Annotated in this window: 15 protein-coding genes; 14 read left to right on the top strand and 1 reads right to left on the bottom strand. The window is 57.5% G+C overall.

Annotated elements, in window-relative coordinates; genetic code table 11:
• The first annotated feature begins 59 nt into the window (after positions 1-59).
• The 7 genes from argC (at position 60) to argH (ending at position 8,220) form a co-directional block, all read left to right on the top strand.
• Positions 60-1,109, top strand: a complete 1,050-nt coding sequence (gene argC, locus DL346_RS22845; protein WP_112884709.1) for an N-acetyl-gamma-glutamyl-phosphate reductase — start codon at positions 60-62, stop codon at positions 1,107-1,109.
• Between the two features lie 44 nt (positions 1,110-1,153).
• Positions 1,154-2,389, top strand: a complete 1,236-nt coding sequence (gene argJ, locus DL346_RS22840) for a bifunctional ornithine acetyltransferase/N-acetylglutamate synthase (RefSeq protein WP_112884708.1) — start codon at positions 1,154-1,156, stop codon at positions 2,387-2,389.
• A 71-nt stretch (positions 2,390-2,460) separates the two neighbouring features.
• Positions 2,461-3,249: an acetylglutamate kinase gene (argB, locus tag DL346_RS22835; RefSeq protein WP_112884707.1), complete on the top strand. Its 789-nt coding sequence runs from the start codon at positions 2,461-2,463 to the stop codon at positions 3,247-3,249.
• Between the two features lie 22 nt (positions 3,250-3,271).
• Positions 3,272-4,483 (top strand): acetylornithine transaminase, encoded by a 1,212-nt coding sequence (locus DL346_RS22830; protein ID WP_420849600.1) that lies wholly within the window; start codon positions 3,272-3,274, stop codon positions 4,481-4,483.
• Positions 4,484-4,504: 21 nt separating this feature from the next.
• Entirely contained in the window at positions 4,505-5,461 is a 957-nt protein-coding gene (gene argF, locus DL346_RS22825; RefSeq protein ID WP_112884706.1) for an ornithine carbamoyltransferase, read from the top strand.
• Between the two features lie 74 nt (positions 5,462-5,535).
• Positions 5,536-6,774: an argininosuccinate synthase gene (locus tag DL346_RS22820; RefSeq protein WP_112884705.1), complete on the top strand. Its 1,239-nt coding sequence runs from the start codon at positions 5,536-5,538 to the stop codon at positions 6,772-6,774.
• Between the two features lie 30 nt (positions 6,775-6,804).
• Positions 6,805-8,220 (top strand): argininosuccinate lyase, encoded by a 1,416-nt coding sequence (argH, locus tag DL346_RS22815; protein ID WP_112884704.1) that lies wholly within the window; start codon positions 6,805-6,807, stop codon positions 8,218-8,220.
• A 75-nt stretch (positions 8,221-8,295) separates the two neighbouring features.
• Here the strand turns inward: argH and DL346_RS22810 are convergent, their stop codons facing one another.
• On the bottom strand, positions 8,296-9,780 hold the full coding sequence (locus DL346_RS22810; RefSeq protein ID WP_112884703.1) for a VanW family protein: 1,485 nt from the start codon (positions 9,778-9,780) through the stop codon (positions 8,296-8,298).
• A gap of 269 nt (positions 9,781-10,049) precedes the next feature.
• On the opposite strand from DL346_RS22810, the gene ftsE reads away from it, so the two are divergent.
• The 7 genes from ftsE to uvrA all read left to right on the top strand — a co-directional run bounded on the left by ftsE (position 10,050) and on the right by uvrA (position 21,118).
• Positions 10,050-10,736, top strand: coding sequence for a cell division ATP-binding protein FtsE (gene ftsE, locus DL346_RS22805; protein ID WP_112884702.1), 687 nt, complete (start codon positions 10,050-10,052; stop codon positions 10,734-10,736).
• Entirely contained in the window at positions 10,726-11,643 is a 918-nt protein-coding gene (gene ftsX, locus DL346_RS22800) for a permease-like cell division protein FtsX (protein ID WP_112884701.1), read from the top strand. Before ftsE ends, ftsX begins: the two co-directional genes overlap by 11 nt.
• A 12-nt stretch (positions 11,644-11,655) precedes the next feature.
• Positions 11,656-12,840 carry a murein hydrolase activator EnvC family protein gene (locus tag DL346_RS22795; protein ID WP_240633373.1) on the top strand — a complete coding sequence of 395 codons (1,185 nt, stop codon included), beginning with the start codon at positions 11,656-11,658 and terminating at the stop codon, positions 12,838-12,840.
• A gap of 142 nt (positions 12,841-12,982) precedes the next feature.
• Complete coding sequence (locus DL346_RS22790; RefSeq protein ID WP_112884700.1) at positions 12,983-14,452, top strand: S41 family peptidase; 1,470 nt, start codon at positions 12,983-12,985, stop codon at positions 14,450-14,452.
• Between the two features lie 119 nt (positions 14,453-14,571).
• Positions 14,572-15,888, top strand: coding sequence for a PDZ domain-containing protein (locus tag DL346_RS22785; RefSeq protein WP_206098575.1), 1,317 nt, complete (start codon positions 14,572-14,574; stop codon positions 15,886-15,888).
• Between the two features lie 293 nt (positions 15,889-16,181).
• Complete coding sequence (gene uvrB / locus DL346_RS22780; RefSeq protein WP_112884699.1) at positions 16,182-18,185, top strand: excinuclease ABC subunit UvrB; 2,004 nt, start codon at positions 16,182-16,184, stop codon at positions 18,183-18,185.
• Positions 18,186-18,223: 38 nt separating this feature from the next.
• Positions 18,224-21,118: an excinuclease ABC subunit UvrA gene (gene uvrA / locus DL346_RS22775; protein ID WP_112884698.1), complete on the top strand. Its 2,895-nt coding sequence runs from the start codon at positions 18,224-18,226 to the stop codon at positions 21,116-21,118.
• Positions 21,119-21,144: the final 26 nt, after the last annotated feature.

Here is a 21,144-nt window from a genome sequence, read left to right as displayed (position 1 = left end):
TGTCCATCTGATCGTGTAAAATGGATAGCTAGAAAGGAAATGGATGGGAGAGAACGGATATGAACCAAACAGTAAAAGCAGCGATTATCGGATCAACGGGTTACGGCGGCGTGGAGCTCATCCGGCTTCTGGCCAGCCACCCGCAGGTTGAAGTGACATCCGTCATTTCGTCCTCTACCGCAGGCGCCCCGATCGCGGAGGGCTACCCGCATTTGACCGAGATTCGTACCGATATATTGGACGACGTCGATCCGGCTTTGATTCGAAGCAAAGCCGATGTCGTATTTCTGGCAACGCCTCCGGGCATCGCTACCAAGCTGATCCCTTCGCTATTGGCGGAAGGGCTTAAGGTGATTGACATTTCCGGCGACCACCGGCTTAAATCTCGCAGCGAGTACGAGACTTGGTACAAAAAGGAGCCTGCGGAGCAGCAGTACCTCGATCAAGCGGTATACGGCCTCTCCGAGGTGTATGGCGAATCGGTGCGAGGCATCGATTTCGTTTCCAATCCGGGCTGCTTCCCGACCTCTGCGCTGCTTGGCCTCATTCCGGCCGTGAAGGCAGGCTTCATCGATCTGTCGACGATCATTATCGATGCCAAGTCGGGCGTATCCGGCGCAGGCCGCGGCGCGAGCCTCGGCACGCATTACTCGGAGCTCAACGAAAATTTCAAAGCTTATAAGATCAATAAGCATCAGCATATTCCGGAAATCGAGCAGGTGCTCTCGGACGTGGCCGGCCAAAAGGTGCTGACGACGTTTACGACCCATTTGGTCCCGATGACGCGAGGCATTATGAGCACGATCTATGCGACGGTGCAAGGCGGCCATGGCACCGAGGACTTCATTTCGCTCTACCGCAACTATTATGAAGGCCGTAAGTTCGTCCGCGTCCGCGGCAACGGCATTTGGCCGTCCACCAAGGAAGTATCGGGCTCGAACTACTGCGATATCGGCTTTTCCGTCGACGAGCGCACGGGCCGCGTGACGATCATTTCGGTCATCGACAACCTGGTAAAAGGCGCCGCAGGGCAAGCCATTCAGAACTTGAACCTCATGATGGGCTGGGACGAAACGCTGGGCCTTAACTTCGTTCCAATGTATCCGTAAATATATAGCTTCCACCACCGTGATGAAGGAGACGCGATAGAAAAATGGGGAACACAGCACCAACCTATACCGTCGTGCCGGAAGGCTCCGTTACGACGCCTAAAGGCTTTATAGCCGGCGGATTGCACTGCGGCTTGAAGAAGACGACGCGCCATGACCTTGGCGCCATCGTATGCGAGGTGCCTGCGGCGGCGGCGGGCGTTTACACGACGAACGTATTTCAGGCGGCGCCGATTCAGGTGACGCGCGAAAGCATCGGCGCGGGCGGCAAGCTGCGCGCGGTCATCGTGAACAGCGGCAACGCCAACGCGTGCACGGGCAAGCAAGGCGATGCCGATGCGTATGAGATGCGCAGCGCATTCGCCGAAGCGATCGGCGTGCCGGCAGAGCAGGTGGCGGTCGCATCGACCGGCGTCATCGGCGAGCTGCTGAAGATGGACCGCGTTCGCGGCGGCATTGCGGAGCTTCCGGTGCGGCTGGGCGCTTCTTACGAGGCGGCGGATGACTTCTGCCAAGCGATTTTAACGACGGATCTCGTGAAGAAGGAAGTGTGCGTCTCCGTTACGATTGACGGCAAGGTCGTACATATTGCCGGCGCTTCGAAGGGAAGCGGGATGATTCACCCGAACATGGCGACGATGCTCGGTTTCGTGACGACGGATGCGGCGATCGGGAGCGAAGAGCTGCAGAAGCTTCTGCGCCAAGTGACGGACGTCACGTTCAACATGATCACGGTTGACGGCGACACGAGCACGAACGACATGCTGGTCGCCATGGCGAGCGGTTTTGCAGGCAACGAAGAGCTGCATGCGGGACACCCGGATTACGCGGCATTCGCGGACGGCCTGCGCTATGTGTGCGAGGTGCTAGCCAAGGCGATTGCCCGCGACGGCGAAGGCGCAACGAAGCTCGTCGAGGTGCAGGTGCGCGGCGCGGTTTCGAACGAGGCGGCGCAAGCGATCGCGAAGACGGTCATCGGCTCGTCGCTCGTGAAATCGGCCGTGTTCGGCGCGGACGCGAACTGGGGCCGGATCATTGCGGCGGTCGGACGCGCAGGCGTTCCGGTCAACCCGGAGACGGTCGACATCGCGCTCGGCGACATCGTGACGCTGACGCATTCGCGGCCGATTCCGTTTGACGAGGACGCGGCGCTCGCTTACTTGAAGGGCGATACCGTCGTCATTCACGTGGATCTGCACATGGGCGAAGGCACGGCAACCGCTTGGGGCTGCGACTTGACTTACGACTACGTTCGCATTAACGCGGCATACCGGACTTAATTGCAATTCGCGGCCCCCGCATAGGAGGCCGTTCTTATAGAACAGGGGACGAAGGGAACGAACGGGAACCTATGGAACAGCGGTTTGTGATGAAATGCGGAGGCAGCACGCTTGCGGCGCTGCCGGCTTCTTTTTTCGAGGATTTGCGGAGCCTGCAGGAGCGCGGCGTGAAGCCGGTCATCGTGCACGGCGGCGGCCCGGCGATCTCCGATACGCTCGGTAAGCTCGGCATCGCGAGCGAGTTTGTAAACGGCTTGCGCAAAACGAGCGACGAAGTGCTCGATGTCGTGGAGATGGTGCTGGCGGGACGCATCAACAAGGAGATCGTCCGCCGCATCGGCCAAGGCGGCGCGAAAGCGCTCGGGCTGTCCGGCGTGGACGGAGCGCTTATTCAGGCGAAGCCGGTGGCGAACGCGGACGAGATCGGCTTCGTCGGCGACGTCACGGACGTAAACGCCGCGATCGTCGAAGGCGTTATGGGCATGGGCTACATTCCGGTTATAGCGCCGATCGGCATTGACGCCGCAGGGCAGCGCTATAACATCAACGCGGATACGGCGGCCGGCGCGGTCGCCTCGCATCTCGGCGTCGAGCAAATGATCGTCGTGACCGACGTGCCTGGCATCTTGAAGACGGTGGACGGCGAGAAGCAGGTGCTGCCTACCGCAACGGTGGAAGAAATCGAAGCGATGATCGCAAGCGGCGAAATCTATGGCGGTATGATCCCGAAAGTGCGCGCGGCTATCGCTTGCATTCAAGGACGCGTCAAGGAGGTCGTCATCGTGAGCGGCGACGTGCCGGGCGTGCTCAGCAAAGCGGTGCTCGAAGGCGGCATCGGGACAAGAATTATACAATCTTAATATTTAGCGGGGTGAACGAATGATGAGCGATATGAACAAAGGCAGTGAAGCGGCAGTCAGCTCGCTTTTTCCGACGTATGCCAGATATCCGATCGCGCTGGTGAAGGGCGAAGGCAGCTGGCTGTGGGACGACAAGGGCAATAAATATTTGGATTTCATGTGCGGCCTGGCCGTGACGAATCTCGGCCACGCGCCGAAGCAAGTGAAGGAAGCGCTGAAGCGGCAGCTCGATGAGCTGTGGCATGTATCCAATCTGTTTCACATTCCGAACCAGGAAGCGGCGGCTAAACTGCTGACCGACAACAGCCATGCGGAAGCGGTGTTCTTCTGCAACTCCGGCGCGGAAGCCAACGAAGCGGCGATTAAGCTCGCCCGCCGTTACCATCAGAAGGTGAAGGGGAACGGCCGCAACGAAATCATTACGTTCGCCCAATCCTTCCACGGCAGAACGCTTGCCACGCTGACGGCGACCGGCCAAGAGAAGGTCAAGGAAGGCTTCGGCCCGCTGCCGGAAGGGTTCCGCTATATTCCGCTGCATGATATCGAGGCGTTGGAAGCGGCGATCTCCGATAAGACGGCTGCGATCATGATCGAAATGATTCAAGCCGAAGGCGGCGTCATTCCGGTCGAGCCGGCATTCGTGCAGCACATCGCGAAGCTTTGCAAGGAGCGCGGATTGCTCCTGATCATAGATGAGATTCAAACCGGCATGGGCCGTACGGGCAAGATGTTCGCGTTCGAGCACTATGGCATCGAGCCGGACATTTTTACCCTCGCGAAAGGGCTCGGAAGCGGCTTCCCGGTCGGCGCGATGCTGGCGAAGGGCGAGCTGATCGAAGCGTTTACGGCAGGCAGCCACGGTTCAACCTTTGGCGGCACGCCGATCGCTACGGCTGCGGTTAAAGCGACGATTGAAACGATTTTGAGCGAAAAAGCGGTGGAGCGTGCGGCGGAGAGCGGCGAATACTTGAGCGCGCAGCTGCGCGAGAAGCTGGCCGGCAACCCGTTCGTGAAGGACATTCGCGGCAAGGGCCTTATGATCGGCATTGTCTGCAGCGGCCCGGTTGCTCATATCGTTGCCGAAGGCCAGAAGCGCGGCTTGCTAGTGGTGACGGCAGGTCCGGAAGTGGTCCGTTTGCTGCCTAGCCTGCTTGTTTCAAAGGAAGAAATCGATCAAGCGGTGAGCATTCTGACCTCGATTTTCGCGGATCAAACGGCTCCTGCGCAGCTGTAGAAAGAAAGGAGAACGACCCATATGTCACAATTATTGACGGAAGAAATAGCGGTCAGCCTTAAGGGCCGCGACTTTATCGGACTCGGTGATTATACGCCGGCGGAAGTGCGCTATCTGATCGATCTAGCGATCGAGCTCAAGCGCAAGCAGAAAGCAGGGGAATTTTATCACCCGCTGAAGGGCAAGACGCTCGGCATGATTTTTGAAAAATCCTCCACGCGTACGCGCGTTTCCTTCGAGGTCGGCATGTACCAGCTGGGCGGCCAAGCGCTGTTCCTCAGCCGCAACGACCTGCAAATCGGCCGCGGCGAGACGATTTCGGATACGGCTCAAACGCTGTCCCGTTATCTCGACGGCATGATGATCCGTACTTTTGCGCATCGTACCGTTATTGAGCTGGCTCGCGCGGCAACGGTGCCGGTCATTAACGGCCTTACCGATCTGTCGCATCCATGCCAAGCGCTGTGCGACTACCAGACGGTGCTGGAGCATAAGGGCCGCTTGGAAGGCCTCAAAGTCGCCTATATCGGCGACGGCAACAACATGGTGCACTCGCTCTTGATGGGCGCAGCGAAGCTGGGCATGCACATGTCGGTGGCAACGCCGGAGGGTTACGAGCCGGATGGGGACATCGTGCGCATGGCGAAAGAGAACGCGTCCGAAACGGGCTCGCGCATCCAAATTTGCCGCGATCCGAAGGAAGCGATTGCGGAAGCGGACATCGTCTATACGGATGTATGGGCGAGCATGGGCTTTGAGGCAGAGCAGAAAGAACGCGAGCTTGCTTTTGCCAACTATCAAGTGAACGAAGACCTGGTGCGCTATGCGAAGAAAGACTATCTGTTCATGCACTGCCTGCCGGCACACCGCGGAGAAGAAGTGAGCGAAGGCGTCATTGACGGCAAGCAATCGATTATTTTCGATCAAGCGGAGAACCGGCTGCACGCGCAAAAAGCGATCATGGCTGCGATTATGTAGCAGCAGACAGAAACAGGAACAGGGCCCGGAAGCGGACTTATCCATATTTAGAATAGGGAGTGTAGGAAGAAATCATGGCAAAGGAAAAAATCGTGCTGGCATACTCGGGCGGTCTGGATACGTCCGTAATTTTAAAATGGCTTAAAGAAACGTATGACGCGGAAATTATCGCATTCACGGCAGACATCGGCCAGAAGGATGAATTGGACGGCCTGGAGGCCAAAGCGCTGGCGACAGGCGCATCGAAGGTGTACATCGACGACCTGCGCGACGAGTTTGCGCAAGACTTTATTTATCCGATGTTCCAATCCGGCGCTCTCTATGAAGGCCAATACTTGCTCGGTACTTCCATTGCGCGTCCGCTGATCGCGAAGCGCATGGTGGATATCGCCCGCGCCGAAGGCGCAACGGCGATCGCGCACGGCGCAACGGGCAAAGGCAACGACCAAGTGCGTTTCGAGCTGACGGCCGCAGCGCTTGCTCCGGACATCGCCGTTATCGCTCCGTGGCGCATCGAAGAGTTCCGCGAGCAGTTCCCGGGCCGCGCCGAAATGATCGCATATGCGGAGAAACACGGCATCCCGGTTCAAGCATCGGCGGCGAAGCCGTACTCGATGGACCGCAACCTGCTGCATATCAGCTTCGAGAGCGGCATGCTGGAGGATCCTTGGTTCGATCCGAGCAGCGACGAGAACAAAGGCATGTACGTACTGTCCGTCTCGCCGGAAGATGCGCCGGATCAATCCGAATATGTGGAGCTGACCTTCGAAGCCGGCAACTGCATCGCAGTTAACGGCAAAGCGTTGAGCCCGCTTGAAGTGATGGAGAAGCTCAACGAGCTTGGCGGCAAGCACGGCATCGGCCGCGTCGATATGGTCGAGAACCGCTTCGTCGGCATGAAGAGCCGCGGCGTGTACGAGACGCCGGGCGGCACGATTTTGTTCACGGCCCACCGCAAAATGGAGTCGCTCACGATGGACCGCGACGTCATGCACCTGCGCGATTCCCTGATCTCGAAATACGCATCGCTCGTCTATAACGGTTTCTGGTTCGCGCCGGAGCGCCTTGCGCTGCAAGCGCTCGTGGCCGAAAGCCAGAAGAACGTAACGGGCGTCGTTCGCTTGAAGCTGTACAAAGGCAATGTCATCGGCGCAGGCGTGAAGAGCCCAGTCAGCTTGTACAACCCGGACATCGCAACGATGGAAGCCGACCCGTCCAAAGCGTACGATCAAGGCGACGCAACCGGCTTTATCCGCCTGAACGCGCTGCGTCTTAAGGTTTCCGCCGGCGTAGAGCAAAGCAAGAAGCAGTAACGCAAGCGAACGATAAAGGAGTGCACCTGAGTGAGTAAATTATGGGGCGGCCGGTTCACCAAGAAGACCGACCAGCTGGTTGAAGAATATACGGCATCCATTACTTTTGATAAAGAGCTCGCGGAAGAAGACATTCAAGGCAGCCTCGCGCACGTGACGATGCTGGGCAAGCAGGGGATTCTGCCGGCGGACGACGTGGAGAAAATCCAGGACGGCCTGCACCGCGTGATGCAGCGCATCAAGCGCGGCGACATCGAGTTCACGATCGCCGATGAAGACATCCATATGAACATCGAGAAAACGCTGATCGACGACGTCGGTCCGGTCGGCGGCAAGCTGCACACCGGCCGCAGCCGGAACGACCAAGTTGCGACGGATATGCACTTGTACCTCCGCAAGCGGGTCGTCGAGTTCGTCGACCTGCTGCAGAAGCTGCAAGCCGCGCTCGTGCAGCAGGCTTCCGCGAACCTGGACACGATCATCCCGGGCTACACGCATCTGCAGCGGGCGCAGCCGATTCTGTTCGCGCACCATATGATGGCGTACGTGTCCATGTTCGGCCGCGATATCGAGCGTCTGCAGGACAGCTATAAGCGGATCAATACGCTGCCGCTCGGTGCGGGCGCGCTGGCGGGAACGACGTTCCCGATCGACCGCCATTTCGTGGCGAGCCAGCTGAAGTTCGACCGCGTGTACGAGAACAGCTTGGACGCGGTAAGCGACCGCGATTTCATTCTGGAGTTTCTCTCGCATGCGTCGATCATCATGATGCATCTGTCGCGCCTGAGCGAAGAGTTCATCATGTGGTCGAGCACCGAGTTCAACTTCGTGGAGCTCGACGATGCGTTCTGCACGGGCAGCAGCATCATGCCGCAGAAGAAGAACCCGGACGTGCCGGAGCTTGTCCGCGGGAAGACGGGACGCGTTTACGGCAACCTGGTCGGCCTGCTGACCGTGCTCAAGTCGCTTCCGCTTGCCTACAACAAGGACATGCAGGAAGACAAGGAAGGCATGTTCGACACGGTCCGTACGCTGCAAGGCGCATTGCAATTGTTCGCCCCGATGGTGGCGACGATGAAGGTGAACAAGGACCGGATGCGTCAAGCGGTCAACCAGGACTTCTCGAACGCGACCGACATCGCCGACTTCCTCGTCGGCAAAGGACTGCCGTTCCGTCAAGCGCATGAAGTCATCGGCAAAACCGTCCTGTACTGCATCCAGCAGGGCAAATACCTGCTTGATCTGACGCTCGACGAGTTCAAGCAGTTCTCCACGCTGTTCGACGACCGCATCTACGAGGTGCTGCAGCCGGAGAACGTCGTGAATGCCCGCAACGTGTACGGCGGTACGGCGAAGCCTCAAGTCGCCGAAGCGATCGCCCGCGCGGAGCAGGAACTGGCCGCAACGGCGGCATGGGTTGAGGAATACGCCGAGCGCAGCAGATAATCGCCATGCCTCACATAGAGAAGCCCGTTCTTTCAGCTGAACCTTCAGCTGGGAGAGCGGGCTTTTGTCATTAGGCTACTGAACGACGCCGTCCTCCAGGAGCGGCTCCTGCTGCTCCTCCTTCGAACCGCCGCCTTGGCCGGCCCCGTCCTCTTTGGACACGGCATACATGACAGGCTGCGCCTTGTACGTATCCCGCGAAATCCGTTTGCGGGATACTTGCGCGCCGTCCTCGAGCTTGATGCGGTACGTTTCGACGATAAAGCCGGGTTTGCCTTCCGCGATCAGCCGGCGCTCGCCCGGCAGTACATCCTCTTTGGGCACTTCCTTCACCGGCGGGACGACCGTGGCGACTGTCTTGGACTCAAGGCTGTAGCTGACATTCTTCGGCATCGTGCCGAACAGCTTCACGGTCAGCTCGCGGTCCTTCACGGCCGTGCGGATAATAAGATGTTTCCCGGTCGTGTTCTTGAAGCGGAAGTTGATGGCGTCATCGGCAAAGGTCGCATCCCGGCCAAGCGGCAGGTAGGCGACGGGCAGCGAATGGTTCCGGCGCTCCACCATGTCAAGGCCGGCGAGCAGCGCAGCGTTATACAGCGTGCTGGAGACTTGGCAGATGCCGCCGCCGATGCCGGGCACAAACTCGCCGTTCAGAATGACGGGCGCTTCGCGGAAGCCGTACTTATCATTGGTCAGCGAAATGATTTTGCCGTAATCGAAGATTTCGCCGGGCGCGAGCTCCCAGTCGTGAAGCGTCTTCGCCGTCACGGTCACGTTGTAGGCACGGCCCACACCGCTCGTCTTGAACTCCGTAGTAAACGACGTAATCAACCGATCGATCCCTTCATCCTTCAGCCGCTGCAGCGTGACGTTCGGATGCACGACGCGCAGCTCTACCGGCCAAGTCATCGCAGTAGGCGCCGTTCCCCAGTCGCCGCCAATCGTGCGGTTAATGGCGGCTACTGCCGAGGCATACATGCGGTCCGTATCCAGCCGGTAAGCATCTTGATGCGGGGTATAGACAACCTTATCCTGCTCCGTAATTTTGCGAGTTGCGTTCACCGGCTCGCCGGCATCCATCCAGCCCCATTCGCTGCGTACCTTCCCCGTGAACACCGCCTTATCGAAGCTCACCCCGATCGCAAGCCGCTGCGGAAAACGCCAGCGGTATTTCGCTTTCGCCCATATATCGCCGCTGCCTAACCGGTCGATCGCCGCAAGGGTTTCTTTCGTATCGACCGCCAGGCCGAGCTCGGACAACGTCCATGTTTTCGTTTGGCCTTTCCCCGGACCGCCCTTTATCGTGACGGAGAGCTGCTCCAGCGCCTGCTTCCGGCTTGTCAGCATCTGCTTAGCTTCCTCTGCGCTCATCGTGCCGATCGGAATCACGGCGCCGCCATGCAGCGATTGACCCGGCGTTTTACCCGCCACGACAACCGTCACCCGCTTAGGAATCGTAAGCTGAGAGGCATACGTCCAAACGCCGCCCCAACCGGCGGAGGCCAGCAGCAAGCAAGCGATAACGACGGTCCATATCACATGCAGCCGTTTGGTTTTCATAGGTTCATCACCTCGGAGCTTGTATTCTTACATGTATATGCACCGAGATCGCGATTTCTGCCATCAGCGTATGTAGAGCGATCTATCCGACTACCGACCGGGCAGGCGGCTGCAGGAGTTTTGTCGAAAAATATACGTTTCATTCCGCCAAAACGCTCCAAAACGCCGCAAGAGAAATATGAAAATATGCAGAAAACGGGACTTTCGTAGAGGATTTACCGCAATCATGTCGAATAGTTAAAAGCTGACTACCTACAGGATGTGATATTGTGATTGAATTGCAAGATATCTGGAAGACGTACGCGGACGGCACCCATGCGCTTCGCGGCGTTTCCGTTCGAATAGACCGCAATGAATTCGTTTACTTGGTCGGCCCGTCCGGTGCCGGAAAATCCACCTTCATGAAGCTCATCTACCGCGAAGAAATTCCGACGAAAGGCCAAATTTCCGTAAACGGCTTTAACATCGGCAAGCTTAAGCCCCGTAAAATTCCATATGTCCGCCGCAACATCGGCGTTATTTTCCAAGATTACCGCCTGCTGCCGAAGCTGACCGTCTACGAGAACATCGCGTTTGCGATGGAGGTTATCGAAGCGCCGCGCCGGGTCATCAAGAAACGGACCATGGAGGTGCTGGAGCTGGTCGGCCTCAAAGGCAGGCATAGCAGCCTGCCTCAGCAGCTGTCGGGCGGCGAGCAGCAGCGCGTCGCCATTGCGCGCGCCATCGTCAACAATCCGTCTGTCATCGTAGCGGACGAGCCGACGGGCAACCTGGACCCTGAAACCTCGTGGGGCATCATGAATTTGCTCGAAGAAATCAATTTCCGCGGCACAACGATCATTATGGCCACGCATAACAAAGAGATCGTCAATACGCTCCGCAAACGCGTCATCGCCATCGAGAACGGCACGATCGTGCGCGATGAAGTGAGAGGAGAGTACGGCTATGAAATTTAGTACCCTCGTTCGCCACCTTCGCGAAGGCGTCAAGAATGTTGTGCGCAACGGATGGATGACCTTCGCCTCCGTCAGCTCCATCATCATTTCGCTCTTTATTTTAGGGGCTTTCCTTCTGCTTGCGATGAACGTCAACAATTTGGCGGATCAGATCGAAAGCCAGGTGCAGATTCGGGTGTACCTGCAGCTGAATACGGATGACGCGAAAATTAACGAGCTTAAGAACACCATCGGCAACATTCCGGAAGTGAGCAAGATCGAGTTTGTTTCCAAAGAGAAGGGGCTGGAAGCCCTTCGGGAGAGCATGGGCGCAGATGGCGCGGAGCTGCTGGAAGGCTACGACCAAACGAATAATCCGCTGCCGGATTCTTTTACGGTCGAGGTATTCGAGCCGCAGAAGATCGCCTACGCCGCCAAGCAGATCGAAGCGATCGGCAAGACGGACGAATCATCGCCCATTACAAGCGTGAAGTACGGCAAAGGCACCGTCGAATCGCTGTTCAAAATCATGAACGCCGTCCGCAACATCGGCCTCGTTATTGTGGCGGGTCTTGGCGTTACCGCGATGTTCCTGATCTCCAACACGATCAAAACGACGATTGTTGCGCGCCGCCGCGAAATCGGCATTATGAAGCTGGTCGGGGCGACGAACAACTTTATCCGCTGGCCATTCTTCATCGAAGGAGCGCTGATCGGATGTTTCGGCTCGGTCGTAACCGTTGTGCTCCTGCTGGTCGGCTACTCGCGGTTAGTGGAGGTGTCGCAGGTGGAGCTGGGCCTTATGATGATCAAGCTCGTCACGCTGAAGGATGCGGGCTATACCGTGTCCGTCCTGATCTTGGGCCTCGGCACCTTGATCGGCATTTGGGGGAGCACCTTGTCGGTGCGCAAGTACTTGAAAGTGTAGGTGAATGGTAACGTGAACGGGAACGTGAAGAAAGGACTTGCCCTTCTAGCTATGATCGTACTTGCCGGATCTGTCTTTCAGCCTTACCAAGGCGAAGCTGCTTCGCAGCTGGACAAGATCAACAGCGAGCTTGCGCAGGTGCGCAAGGAAATGAGCGCGGCCTCCCAAAACCGCAAGCAGGCGGATAAGGATAAGGAATCCGTGTTGGCCATGAAGGAGAAGACGGCGAAGTCCGTCAACGAAATTTTGCAGCAAATCAATGAAGTTAGCACGCAGCTGAGCGGCGTGCAGACCCAGGTCGATTCGACGGAGGAGAAGCTGCTGAAAGCCGGTGAAGACCTCGAAGCGGCGGAGAAGCGCCTGAAGATGCGGGACAAGCTGCTTCAATCCCGCATTCGCTTGATGTACACGAACGGCGTCGTTTCTTACTTGGATGTGCTGATGAGCGCAACGAGCTTTGGCGATTTCATCGACCGGATGGACTCCTTGAAGTCCATTTTGAGCCAGGACCGCGACATCCTCGATAACCACAAGAAAGACAAAGCGCTGATCGCGCAGAAGAAGAATGAAATCGAGAAGTCGCTCGGCGATGTGAAGCAAATGTACGCGAAGCTTGCGGATTACCATGAACTTCTGAAGGACAAAGAGAAAGAAAAGGAAGTCATGGTGCTGAAATACAAGCATGAGGCGGAAGAGCTGGAGGAAATCAGCGAAGAGCAAGAAGCGCTGCTGATCAAGCTGGCGAAGAAAGTATCCGACCTGGAAGCGAAGAAGAAGAAAATCAAAGTTTACTATACCGGCGGCAAGCTGGGCACGCCGCTTCATACCGACTGGCGTTTGTCCTCGCCGTACGGCTACCGGACTCATCCGGTAACGGGCCGGAAGAAGCTGCACGCCGGCATGGATATGGCAGCGCCGAAAGGCACGCCGATCTATGCGGCCGAGTCGGGACTTGTCATTGTCGCGCAATGGTGGAGCGAGTACGGCAACTGCGTCATCATCGATCACGGCGGCGGCCTTTGGACGGTGTACGGCCATATCCGCAACGGCGGCATTAAGGTGGAGAAAGGTCAAACCGTGAAGCGCGGCCAGAAAATCGCCGAGGTCGGCAGCACGGGCATGTCCACGGGCAATCATTTGCATTTTGAGGTGCGCAAGAACCAGGAAGCGGTCAACCCTGCACCATTTCTCAAATAAATAGCGCGCGCAGCCGATAATGGATGTATGCGCCAGCGACGACGCCGTACCCGATTGCAAATAATTGGGTGCGGCTTGTCATATACTAGGGAAGGTTTTACAATCTCACTAAGGCAGGGAATGCTCACGAAGGGGTGTTGACGTGCAGTTCAAAGGACGGACAGTGGCGGCGTTCATCTTGCTCACGATGGCGGCTTCAACGCTTATAACTTTAACGGTCGCAGACCGTTTGATTGCAATCGGGAGTGATGGAACAACAGCTAGAGCGGCGTCATCGGAATCGTCCGGACAAGTCGAGTTAAGCGAAAAGGAGCTTCAGAAAATAAACACGGTGCTCGGGCTGATCGAGACCAAATATTTTCGCGACGTGGAACGGACGAAGGTGCTTGACGGCGCTATTAACGGGATGATGGAGGCGCTCGGCGACCCTTATTCGGTGTACATGAAGAAAGATGTGGCGAAGCACTTCTCCGAATCCATCGAAGGCTCGTTTACGGGAATCGGCGCGGGCGTGCAAATGAAAGACGGCAAAATCACGGTCGAATCCGCGATCAAGGGCTCTCCCGCGGAACGGGCCGGCGTCCTCCCGAACGATGTGTTGTTATCGGTCAACGGCGAGAAATTGGACGGCCTATCGCTAAACGATGCCGTTGCCAAGATCCGCGGGCCGAAAGGGACGAAGGTGAAGCTGTCGATCCAGCGGGCCGGCGTTTCCCAGCCGATCCAGCTCACGATCGTCCGCGACGATATCGATTATGAGACGGTATACGCGCGCATGCAGGACGGCGGCATCGGCGTCATCGAGATTCGGCAATTCTCGCTCAATACGGGCGAGCGGTTCACGGAAGAGTTGGGCAAGCTGGAGAAGCAGGGAATGAAGGCGCTGATCATCGATGTGCGGGGCAATCCCGGCGGCGTGCTTCCCGTTGTCGTATCGGTCGCCCAGCCGTTCGTGCCGAAGGGCGAGCCGATCGTGCAGGTGGAGGATAAGCAAGGACATCGCGAGAAAACGGTATCCAAGGGCGGCGGCAAACCATACCCGGTCGCGGTGCTGATGAATAAAGGCAGCGCAAGCGCATCCGAGGTGCTGGCCGGAGCGTTGAAGGAAGAAGCGCATGCCGTTCTTGTGGGCGAGACCTCCTTTGGCAAAGGCACCGTGCAGGTCAGCTACGATAAGGCGATGGCAGACGGCAGCCTGGTCAAAATGACGATTGCCAAATGGCTGACGCCGCTCGGCAATTGGGTGCACGAGAAAGGGCTGAAGCCGGATGTCGAGGTGCTGCCTCCGGATTATTACACGGTCGCGCGCATGTCCAAGACGGCAACGCTGAAGCCGGATACGATCGACCAAAATACGCGCAGCCTGCAAATTATGCTCGCGGGGCTGGGCTACACCGTTGACCGGAAAGACGGCTACTATAGCAATGCTACCGCGATTGGCGTCAAAGCGTTCCAGAAGAAAGCCGGCTTGCCGGTGACCGGAAGCACGGACAAAGCGACGGCGGAAAAGGTGGAGGAAGCGCTCATCGCGAAGATTCGCGACGAGAAGAACGACACGCAGCTCTTGAAGGCGGTCAGCGTGCTGCAGCAGAAGCTTAAGGCGGCACAGTGACGCAGGCAGGAATTTGCTTGGCAGATGTCGAATAGAAGGAAGGTTAGTTCCGCGGTTGATGCGGAACGGCCTTCTTTTTATTTTGCCCTTGAAAACGTTCACGGGGAGGAGTGAAAGCTTTGGAAGCGGCTTTAGATATACTTAGGCAGGCGGGGGCGGCGGTGCTTAGCCTGCTGCAGTCACCTTTTTATTACGTGGCTGTGCTCCTGGTCATGCTTCAATATATGCGGCAGACGCGCTTGGAACGGAAGCTGTTCAGCGTCCGGCTGCAGCCTTGGCCGATTCAGCTCGGCCGGACGATCGTGGCCGGATTGCTCGTCGGTCTGCTCATCTCATGCGCGGGCTTGTTTCTCGGCATATCCATAACGGGAGAAGCGGTTTTATGGATGTGGGGTACGGCGGCGGTGCTTGTGTTCATCCGCCTTCGGTATTTATGCTTTGCCTACAGCGTGGGCCTGCTCGGCATCCTGCAGTGGGCTCTCGGCTGGACCTCGCTTGGCGAGCGGAGCGACTGGATCGGCTCTGCGGCGGTATCGCTTGACGGGCTCGACATTCCCGGGCTGCTCGTGCTCGTCGCGCTGATGCACCTGGCTGAAGCGCTGCTTGTCCGCTGGCAGGGGGACCGCTTTGCAAGTCCTCTCTTTCTGGAGGGGAAGAGAGGCAAGCTGGTCGGCGGCTATTCGCTGCATGGCTACTGGCCGGTGCCGATGCTGCTGCTCGTGCCGGCGGTATCGGGCGGAGGCGGCGAAGCGCTGCCATGGCCGGTGTTGCTCGGCGACGGCAGCCTTTGGAGCAGCGGCTTTACGATGATCGGCTTTCCGATGATGATCGGCTTTTCGGAGTTGACGCGCTCGCTTCTGCCGGCGGCGAAGGCGCGCAGCGCTTCGAAGGGGCTGCTGGTTTACGGGCTTGGCGTCGGCATCGTCGCCGCGGCGGCTTCCTTCTGGAGCCCGCTGACGCTGGTTGCGGCGCTGTGCGCGCTGCTGCTGCACGAGGCGCTCGTTGCCATTAGCTATTTCAGGGAAGAAGCGAGCGCACCGTTTTATGTACATGACGAGCGCGGCTTGCTCGTGCTGGCCGTGATTCCGGGTACGCCGGCCGAATCGATGGGGATTGCGGCGGGCGAGGTCATTCAGAAGGTGAACGGCTTACGCGTTCGGACGAAGGAGGATCTGTATGAAGCGCTGCACGTCAATTCGGCCTTCTGCAAGCTGGAAGTGCTGAATCATGAAGGCCAGGTCAAGTTCGTTTCGCGCGCGCGATATGCCGGCGAGCATCACCAGCTTGGCGTCGTGCTGGCGCCTGACGACAAGGCCGGCTTCTACGCGGCTGCTGCACCGGCTTCGCTGCTGGATCTGCTGCTGCGCAAGCGGACGGCCAAATCGAGGCAGCGCGCGACATCCTCTTCGACGACATCGACGACAGCATCTCTATAACCGGTTCAAGTGCCTTGGCACCGTTCTTGGCGGAACGGCGGCCGGGGCTTTCTTTTTGCGGTTCGGTTTTCGGGGCGGAGGACAGGATGGAGCAACCTTTCATTGCAACCGGCCGGCTAAATCGGTATAATAAGAACGATATGGGAACACATATTCTTATGGTTTGACTATTTTTCGGGTCAATCTATTTTTTGGCTATATATTGGGCATACAAAATAGTAGGTCTTTTCAGAAGAGACGGCCGCTATTATATCATAGTTTCATAGAAGACATGGGATTGGGGTGTAGGTAAGATGTTTGAGAAACAAGGACAGGAGAAGCGCTTCGAGCTGAAGTCGGATTATACGCCGCAGGGCGACCAGCCGACGGCGATTCAGCAGCTCACAAGCGGCGTGGATGCAGGGATGGCGCATCAGACGCTGCTCGGCGCGACGGGCACGGGGAAGACGTATACGATTGCGAATACGATCGCCAAGCTGAACCGGCCGACGTTGGTTATCGCGCATAACAAGACGTTGGCGGCGCAGCTTTGCAGCGAGTTCAAGGAGTTTTTCCCGGACAACGCGGTCTCCTATTTCGTCAGCTATTACGATTATTTTCAACCGGAAGCCTACATCCCGTCCACGGACACTTTTATCGAGAAAGATTCGAGCATTAACGATGAGATCGATAAGCTGCGCCACTCCGCAACGAGCTCGCTGTTCGAGCGCCGCGATGTCATCATCGTCGCGAGCGTGTCGTGCATATACGGCCTCGGTTCGCCGAAGGAGTACGGACAGCTCGTGCTCAGCCTGCGGGTAGGGATGGAGAAATCGCGCGATGCGATTCTTCATAAGCTGGTCGACATTCAATATCAACGGAATGATATTAACTTTATTCGGGGTACGTTCCGCGTGCGCGGAGATATTATTGAGATTTTCCCGGTTGCCAATAACGAGCGGGCGATGCGGGTGGAGCTGTTCGGCGATGAGATCGAGCGCATCACCGAGATCGACGTGCTGACCGGCGAGATCGTCGGCGAACGCGATCATGTCGCCATCTTCCCGGCTTCTCACTTCGTTACGCAGGAAGAAACGATGAAGAAGGCGCTCAAGAACATCGAAGCGGAGCTGGAGGAACGGCTTGCCGAGCTCCAGGAGCAAGGAAAGCTGCTGGAAGCTCAGCGGCTTGAACAGCGTACGCGCTATGATCTGGAGATGATGGCGGAGATGGGCTTCTGCAGCGGCATCGAGAACTATTCCGGACCGCTGACGTTCCGCGAGCGGGGGGCGACCCCTTACACGCTGATGGACTATTTCCCGGACGACATGCTCGTCGTCATCGACGAGTCGCACGTAACAATTCCGCAAATCCGGGCCATGTACAACGGGGACCGGGCGCGCAAGGAAGTGCTCGTCGAACATGGCTTCCGTCTGCCTTCGGCAATGGATAATCGCCCTCTTCGCTTTGAAGAGTTCGAGCAGAAGGTGAAGCAAGCGATATATGTATCGGCAACGCCGGGTCCATATGAACTTGAGCACTGCCCGACCATGGTACAGCAAATTATCCGTCCTACCGGCTTGCTCGATCCGATTATCGAAGTGCGCAAGACGAAAGGACAGATCGACGATCTGCTCGGCGAGATTCGCGAACGAGTGGCGAAGGACGAACGCGTCCTCGTTACGACGCTGACGAAGAAGATGGCCGAGGATTTGACCGATTATTTGAAGGATGTCGGCATCAAGGTGCGCTATTTGCACTCGGATATCAAGACGCTCGAGCGTCTTGCGATATTGCGCGATCTGCGGATGGGCACGTTTCACGTGCTAGTGGGGATTAACCTGCTGCGGGAAGGTCTGGACTTGCCGGAGGTCACGCTCGTGGCCATTCTCGATGCGGATAAGGAAGGCTTCCTGCGTTCAGAACGCTCGCTTATTCAGACGATCGGCCGCGCGGCCCGCAACTCCGAAGGCCGCGTTATTATGTACGCCGATAAGATTACCGATTCCATGGAAAAGGCGCTCGAGGAGACGAATCGCCGTCGTACGATTCAAGTCGCTTATAACGAGCAGCATGGCATCACGCCCCAGACGATTCGCAAGAAAGTGCATGACATTATTGAAGCAACGAAGGCTGCCGAGCAGAAGAGCGACTACTTGACCGGCGCCGGCATCGATAAGATGTCGAAGAAGGAACGCCAATCGCTGCTGCAGCGTCTGGAAGCGGAAATGAAGGAAGCGGCCAAGAGCCTGCAGTTCGAACGCGCGGCCGAGCTTCGCGATGCGCTGCTTGAGCTGAAGGCAGAGCTGGGGATGTAAGACGGTTAACGGGATTAATAGCTTAGGAGGATAAAATAGTGGCCAGTGATTCCATCGTCATTAAAGGGGCGCGAGCCCATAATTTAAAAAATATCGACGTCACGATACCGCGCGACAAGTTTGTCGTGTTGACAGGGCTCAGCGGCTCCGGCAAATCCTCGTTGGCGTTCGATACGATCTATGCTGAGGGCCAGCGCCGGTACGTCGAATCGCTGTCCGCTTATGCGCGCCAGTTCCTCGGGCAAATGGAGAAGCCGGACGTGGACTCCATCGACGGCTTGTCGCCGGCGATTTCGATCGACCAGAAGACAACGAGCCGCAACCCGCGGTCGACTGTCGGCACGGTCACGGAGATCTATGACTATTTGCGGCTCTTGTTCGCGCGGGTCGGCAAGCCGCATTGCCCGGAGCACGGCATTGAAATTGCGTCCCAGACGATCCAGCAGATGGTGGATCGCATCATGGAATATCCGGAGCGGACAAAGCTGCAAATTTTAGCGCCGATCGTATCCGGACGCAAAGGCGAGCACAGCAAGCTGCTGGCGGATGTGCAGAAGCAGGGCTTCGTTCGCGTGCGCGTCAACGGCGAGCTGCGCGAGCTGAGCGAGAAGATCGAGCTGGAGAAGAACAAGAAGCATAATATCGAGGTTGTCGTCGACCGGATCGTCGTGAAGAGCGACATACACAGCCGGCTTGCCGATTCGCTGGAAACGGCGACGAAGCTCTCCGACGGCCAAGTGCTGGTTGATGTAATGGAGAAGGAAGAGCTGCTGTTCAGCTCGAACCTGGCTTGTCCGATGTGCGGATTTAGTATCGACGAGCTGGCGCCGCGGATGTTCTCGTTCAACAGTCCGTACGGGGCTTGCCCGGACTGCGATGGCCTAGGAGCCAAAATGATCGTCGACCCGGACCTGCTAGTTCCGGATGGAAGCAAGCCGATCGAAGAGGGCGCGTTTGAAGCATGGGCGGGCAGTACGTCCAACTACTATCCGCAATTTCTTGAGGCGGTTTGCATTCATTTCGGCATTCCGCGGGATGTGCCGGTCGGCGAGCTGACGGCGGATCAGATGAAAAAGCTGCTGTACGGTACGGGCGGCGAGCGCGTACGTTTCCGGTATGAGAATGATTTCGGCCATTCCAAGGAAGCGCTTGTTCCGTTCGAGGGGATCGTGAACAATCTGGAGCGCCGCTACCGGGATACCGGTTCGGACGGCATCCGTGAGCATATCGAGCAGTACATGAGCGCAAAGCCTTGCAGCGGCTGTAAGGGTCATCGTCTGCGCAAGGAAAGCCTGGCCGTTACGATCGGCGCTCAGAACATCAGCCACGTTACGTCGCTGTCCATCGGTGAAGCGGAGCGCTTCTTCAGCGGCTTGGAGCTGACGGAGAAGGAGAAGCTGATCGCTCACCTGATTTTGAAAGAAATCAACAGTCGTCTAGGCTTCCTCGTAAACGTCGGCCTTGAGTACTTGTCGCTTAACCGTGCAGCAGGTACGCTTTCTGGCGGCGAGGCGCAGCGGATCCGTCTGGCTACGCAGATCGGATCGAGTCTTATGGGCGTCCTCTACATTCTAGACGAGCCGAGCATCGGCCTGCATCAGCGCGACAACGATAAGCTCATTCAAACGTTGGAGCATATGCGCGACCTAGGCAATACGCTGATCGTCGTCGAGCATGACGAGGATACGATGCTCGCTTCCGACTACATCATCGATATTGGGCCAGGAGCCGGTATTCACGGCGGTCAAGTCGTCTCGATGGGGACGCCGGCAGAGGTGATGGCGGACGAGCAATCGCTCACCGGCGCTTATCTCAGCGGCCGCAAGTTCATTCCGGTTCCGCTGACCCGCCGTGCCACGAACGGTAAGTGGCTGGAAGTCAGAGGGGCGAAGGAAAACAACCTGCGCAGCGTCAACGCGAAGATTCCGCTCGGCGTCTTCACGGCCGTCACCGGCGTATCCGGCTCCGGCAAGTCGACGCTCGTGAACGAGATTCTATACAAGACGCTGGCCCGCGATTTGAACAAGGCTAAGGTTCGCCCAGGCGAGCACAAGGAAATCCGCGGACTCGAGCATATCGAGAAGGTCATCGATATCGACCAATCGCCGATCGGCCGGACGCCTCGTTCCAACCCGGCAACGTATACAGGCGTATTTGACGATATCCGCGATTTGTACGCTACGACGACTGAAGCGAAGGTGCGCGGATACAAGAAAGGCCGCTTCAGCTTCAACGTGAAGGGCGGACGCTGCGAGTCCTGCCGCGGCGACGGTATTATCAAGATTGAAATGCACTTCCTGCCGGATGTCTATGTTCCTTGCGAGATTTGCAAAGGGAAACGGTATAACCGGGAGACGCTGGAAGTTAAATATAAAGGCAAGAGCATTGCGGACCTGCTCGAGATGACAATCGAGGATGCGTGCGAGTTCTTCCGCAACGTACCGCGCATTCACCGCAAGCTTCAGACGCTATTGGACGTTGGCCTTGGCTATATGAATCTCGGACAGCCGGCAACGACGCTCTCCGGAGGCGAAGCACAGCGCGTGAAGCTTGCGGCGGAGCTGTACCGCCGCAGCACCGGCAAGACGATGTACATCCTCGACGAGCCGACAACCGGTCTTCACGTCGACGATATCGACCGTCTGCTTGTCGTCCTCCATCGGTTAGTCGATTCCGGTGAGTCCGTACTCGTTATCGAGCATAACCTCGATGTCATCAAGACTGCCGATTATCTGCTCGACCTTGGTCCGGAAGGCGGCAACGGCGGCGGTACCATCGTCGCGACAGGTACGCCGGAAGAAGTCGTGAAGGTAGAAGGCTCTTACACAGGCCGCTACTTGAAGCCGATCCTGGAACGCGACCGTGAACGTACGATTGCGCAGCAAAGGGAAGCACAGGAAATGCAAAGCGTAGCTGCAGGTATTGAAGAATAACAAGAAGAAGCCCTTAGTGGAGGTGC

This window comes from Paenibacillus montanisoli, from assembly GCF_003268025.1.
In the GTDB taxonomy this organism is placed as follows: domain Bacteria; phylum Bacillota; class Bacilli; order Paenibacillales; family Paenibacillaceae; genus Paenibacillus_Z; species Paenibacillus_Z montanisoli.
Note: the sequence above shows the minus strand (reverse complement) of the source record. Positions and strands in the feature narration are given on the sequence as shown.

Coding starts and splice junctions, on each gene's coding strand:
- argB (WP_112884707.1), top strand. CDS start 2,461: ATGGAACAGCGGTTTGTGATGAAATGCGGAGGCAGCACGCTTGCGGCG.
- uvrB (WP_112884699.1), top strand. CDS start 16,182: ATGTTTGAGAAACAAGGACAGGAGAAGCGCTTCGAGCTGAAGTCGGAT.
- argJ (WP_112884708.1), top strand. CDS start 1,154: ATGGGGAACACAGCACCAACCTATACCGTCGTGCCGGAAGGCTCCGTT.
- ftsX (WP_112884701.1), top strand. CDS start 10,726: ATGAAATTTAGTACCCTCGTTCGCCACCTTCGCGAAGGCGTCAAGAAT.
- argF (WP_112884706.1), top strand. CDS start 4,505: ATGTCACAATTATTGACGGAAGAAATAGCGGTCAGCCTTAAGGGCCGC.
- argC (WP_112884709.1), top strand. CDS start 60: ATGAACCAAACAGTAAAAGCAGCGATTATCGGATCAACGGGTTACGGC.
- DL346_RS22820 (WP_112884705.1), top strand. CDS start 5,536: ATGGCAAAGGAAAAAATCGTGCTGGCATACTCGGGCGGTCTGGATACG.
- DL346_RS22830 (WP_420849600.1), top strand. CDS start 3,272: ATGAGCGATATGAACAAAGGCAGTGAAGCGGCAGTCAGCTCGCTTTTT.
- DL346_RS22810 (WP_112884703.1), bottom strand. CDS start 9,780: ATGAAAACCAAACGGCTGCATGTGATATGGACCGTCGTTATCGCTTGC.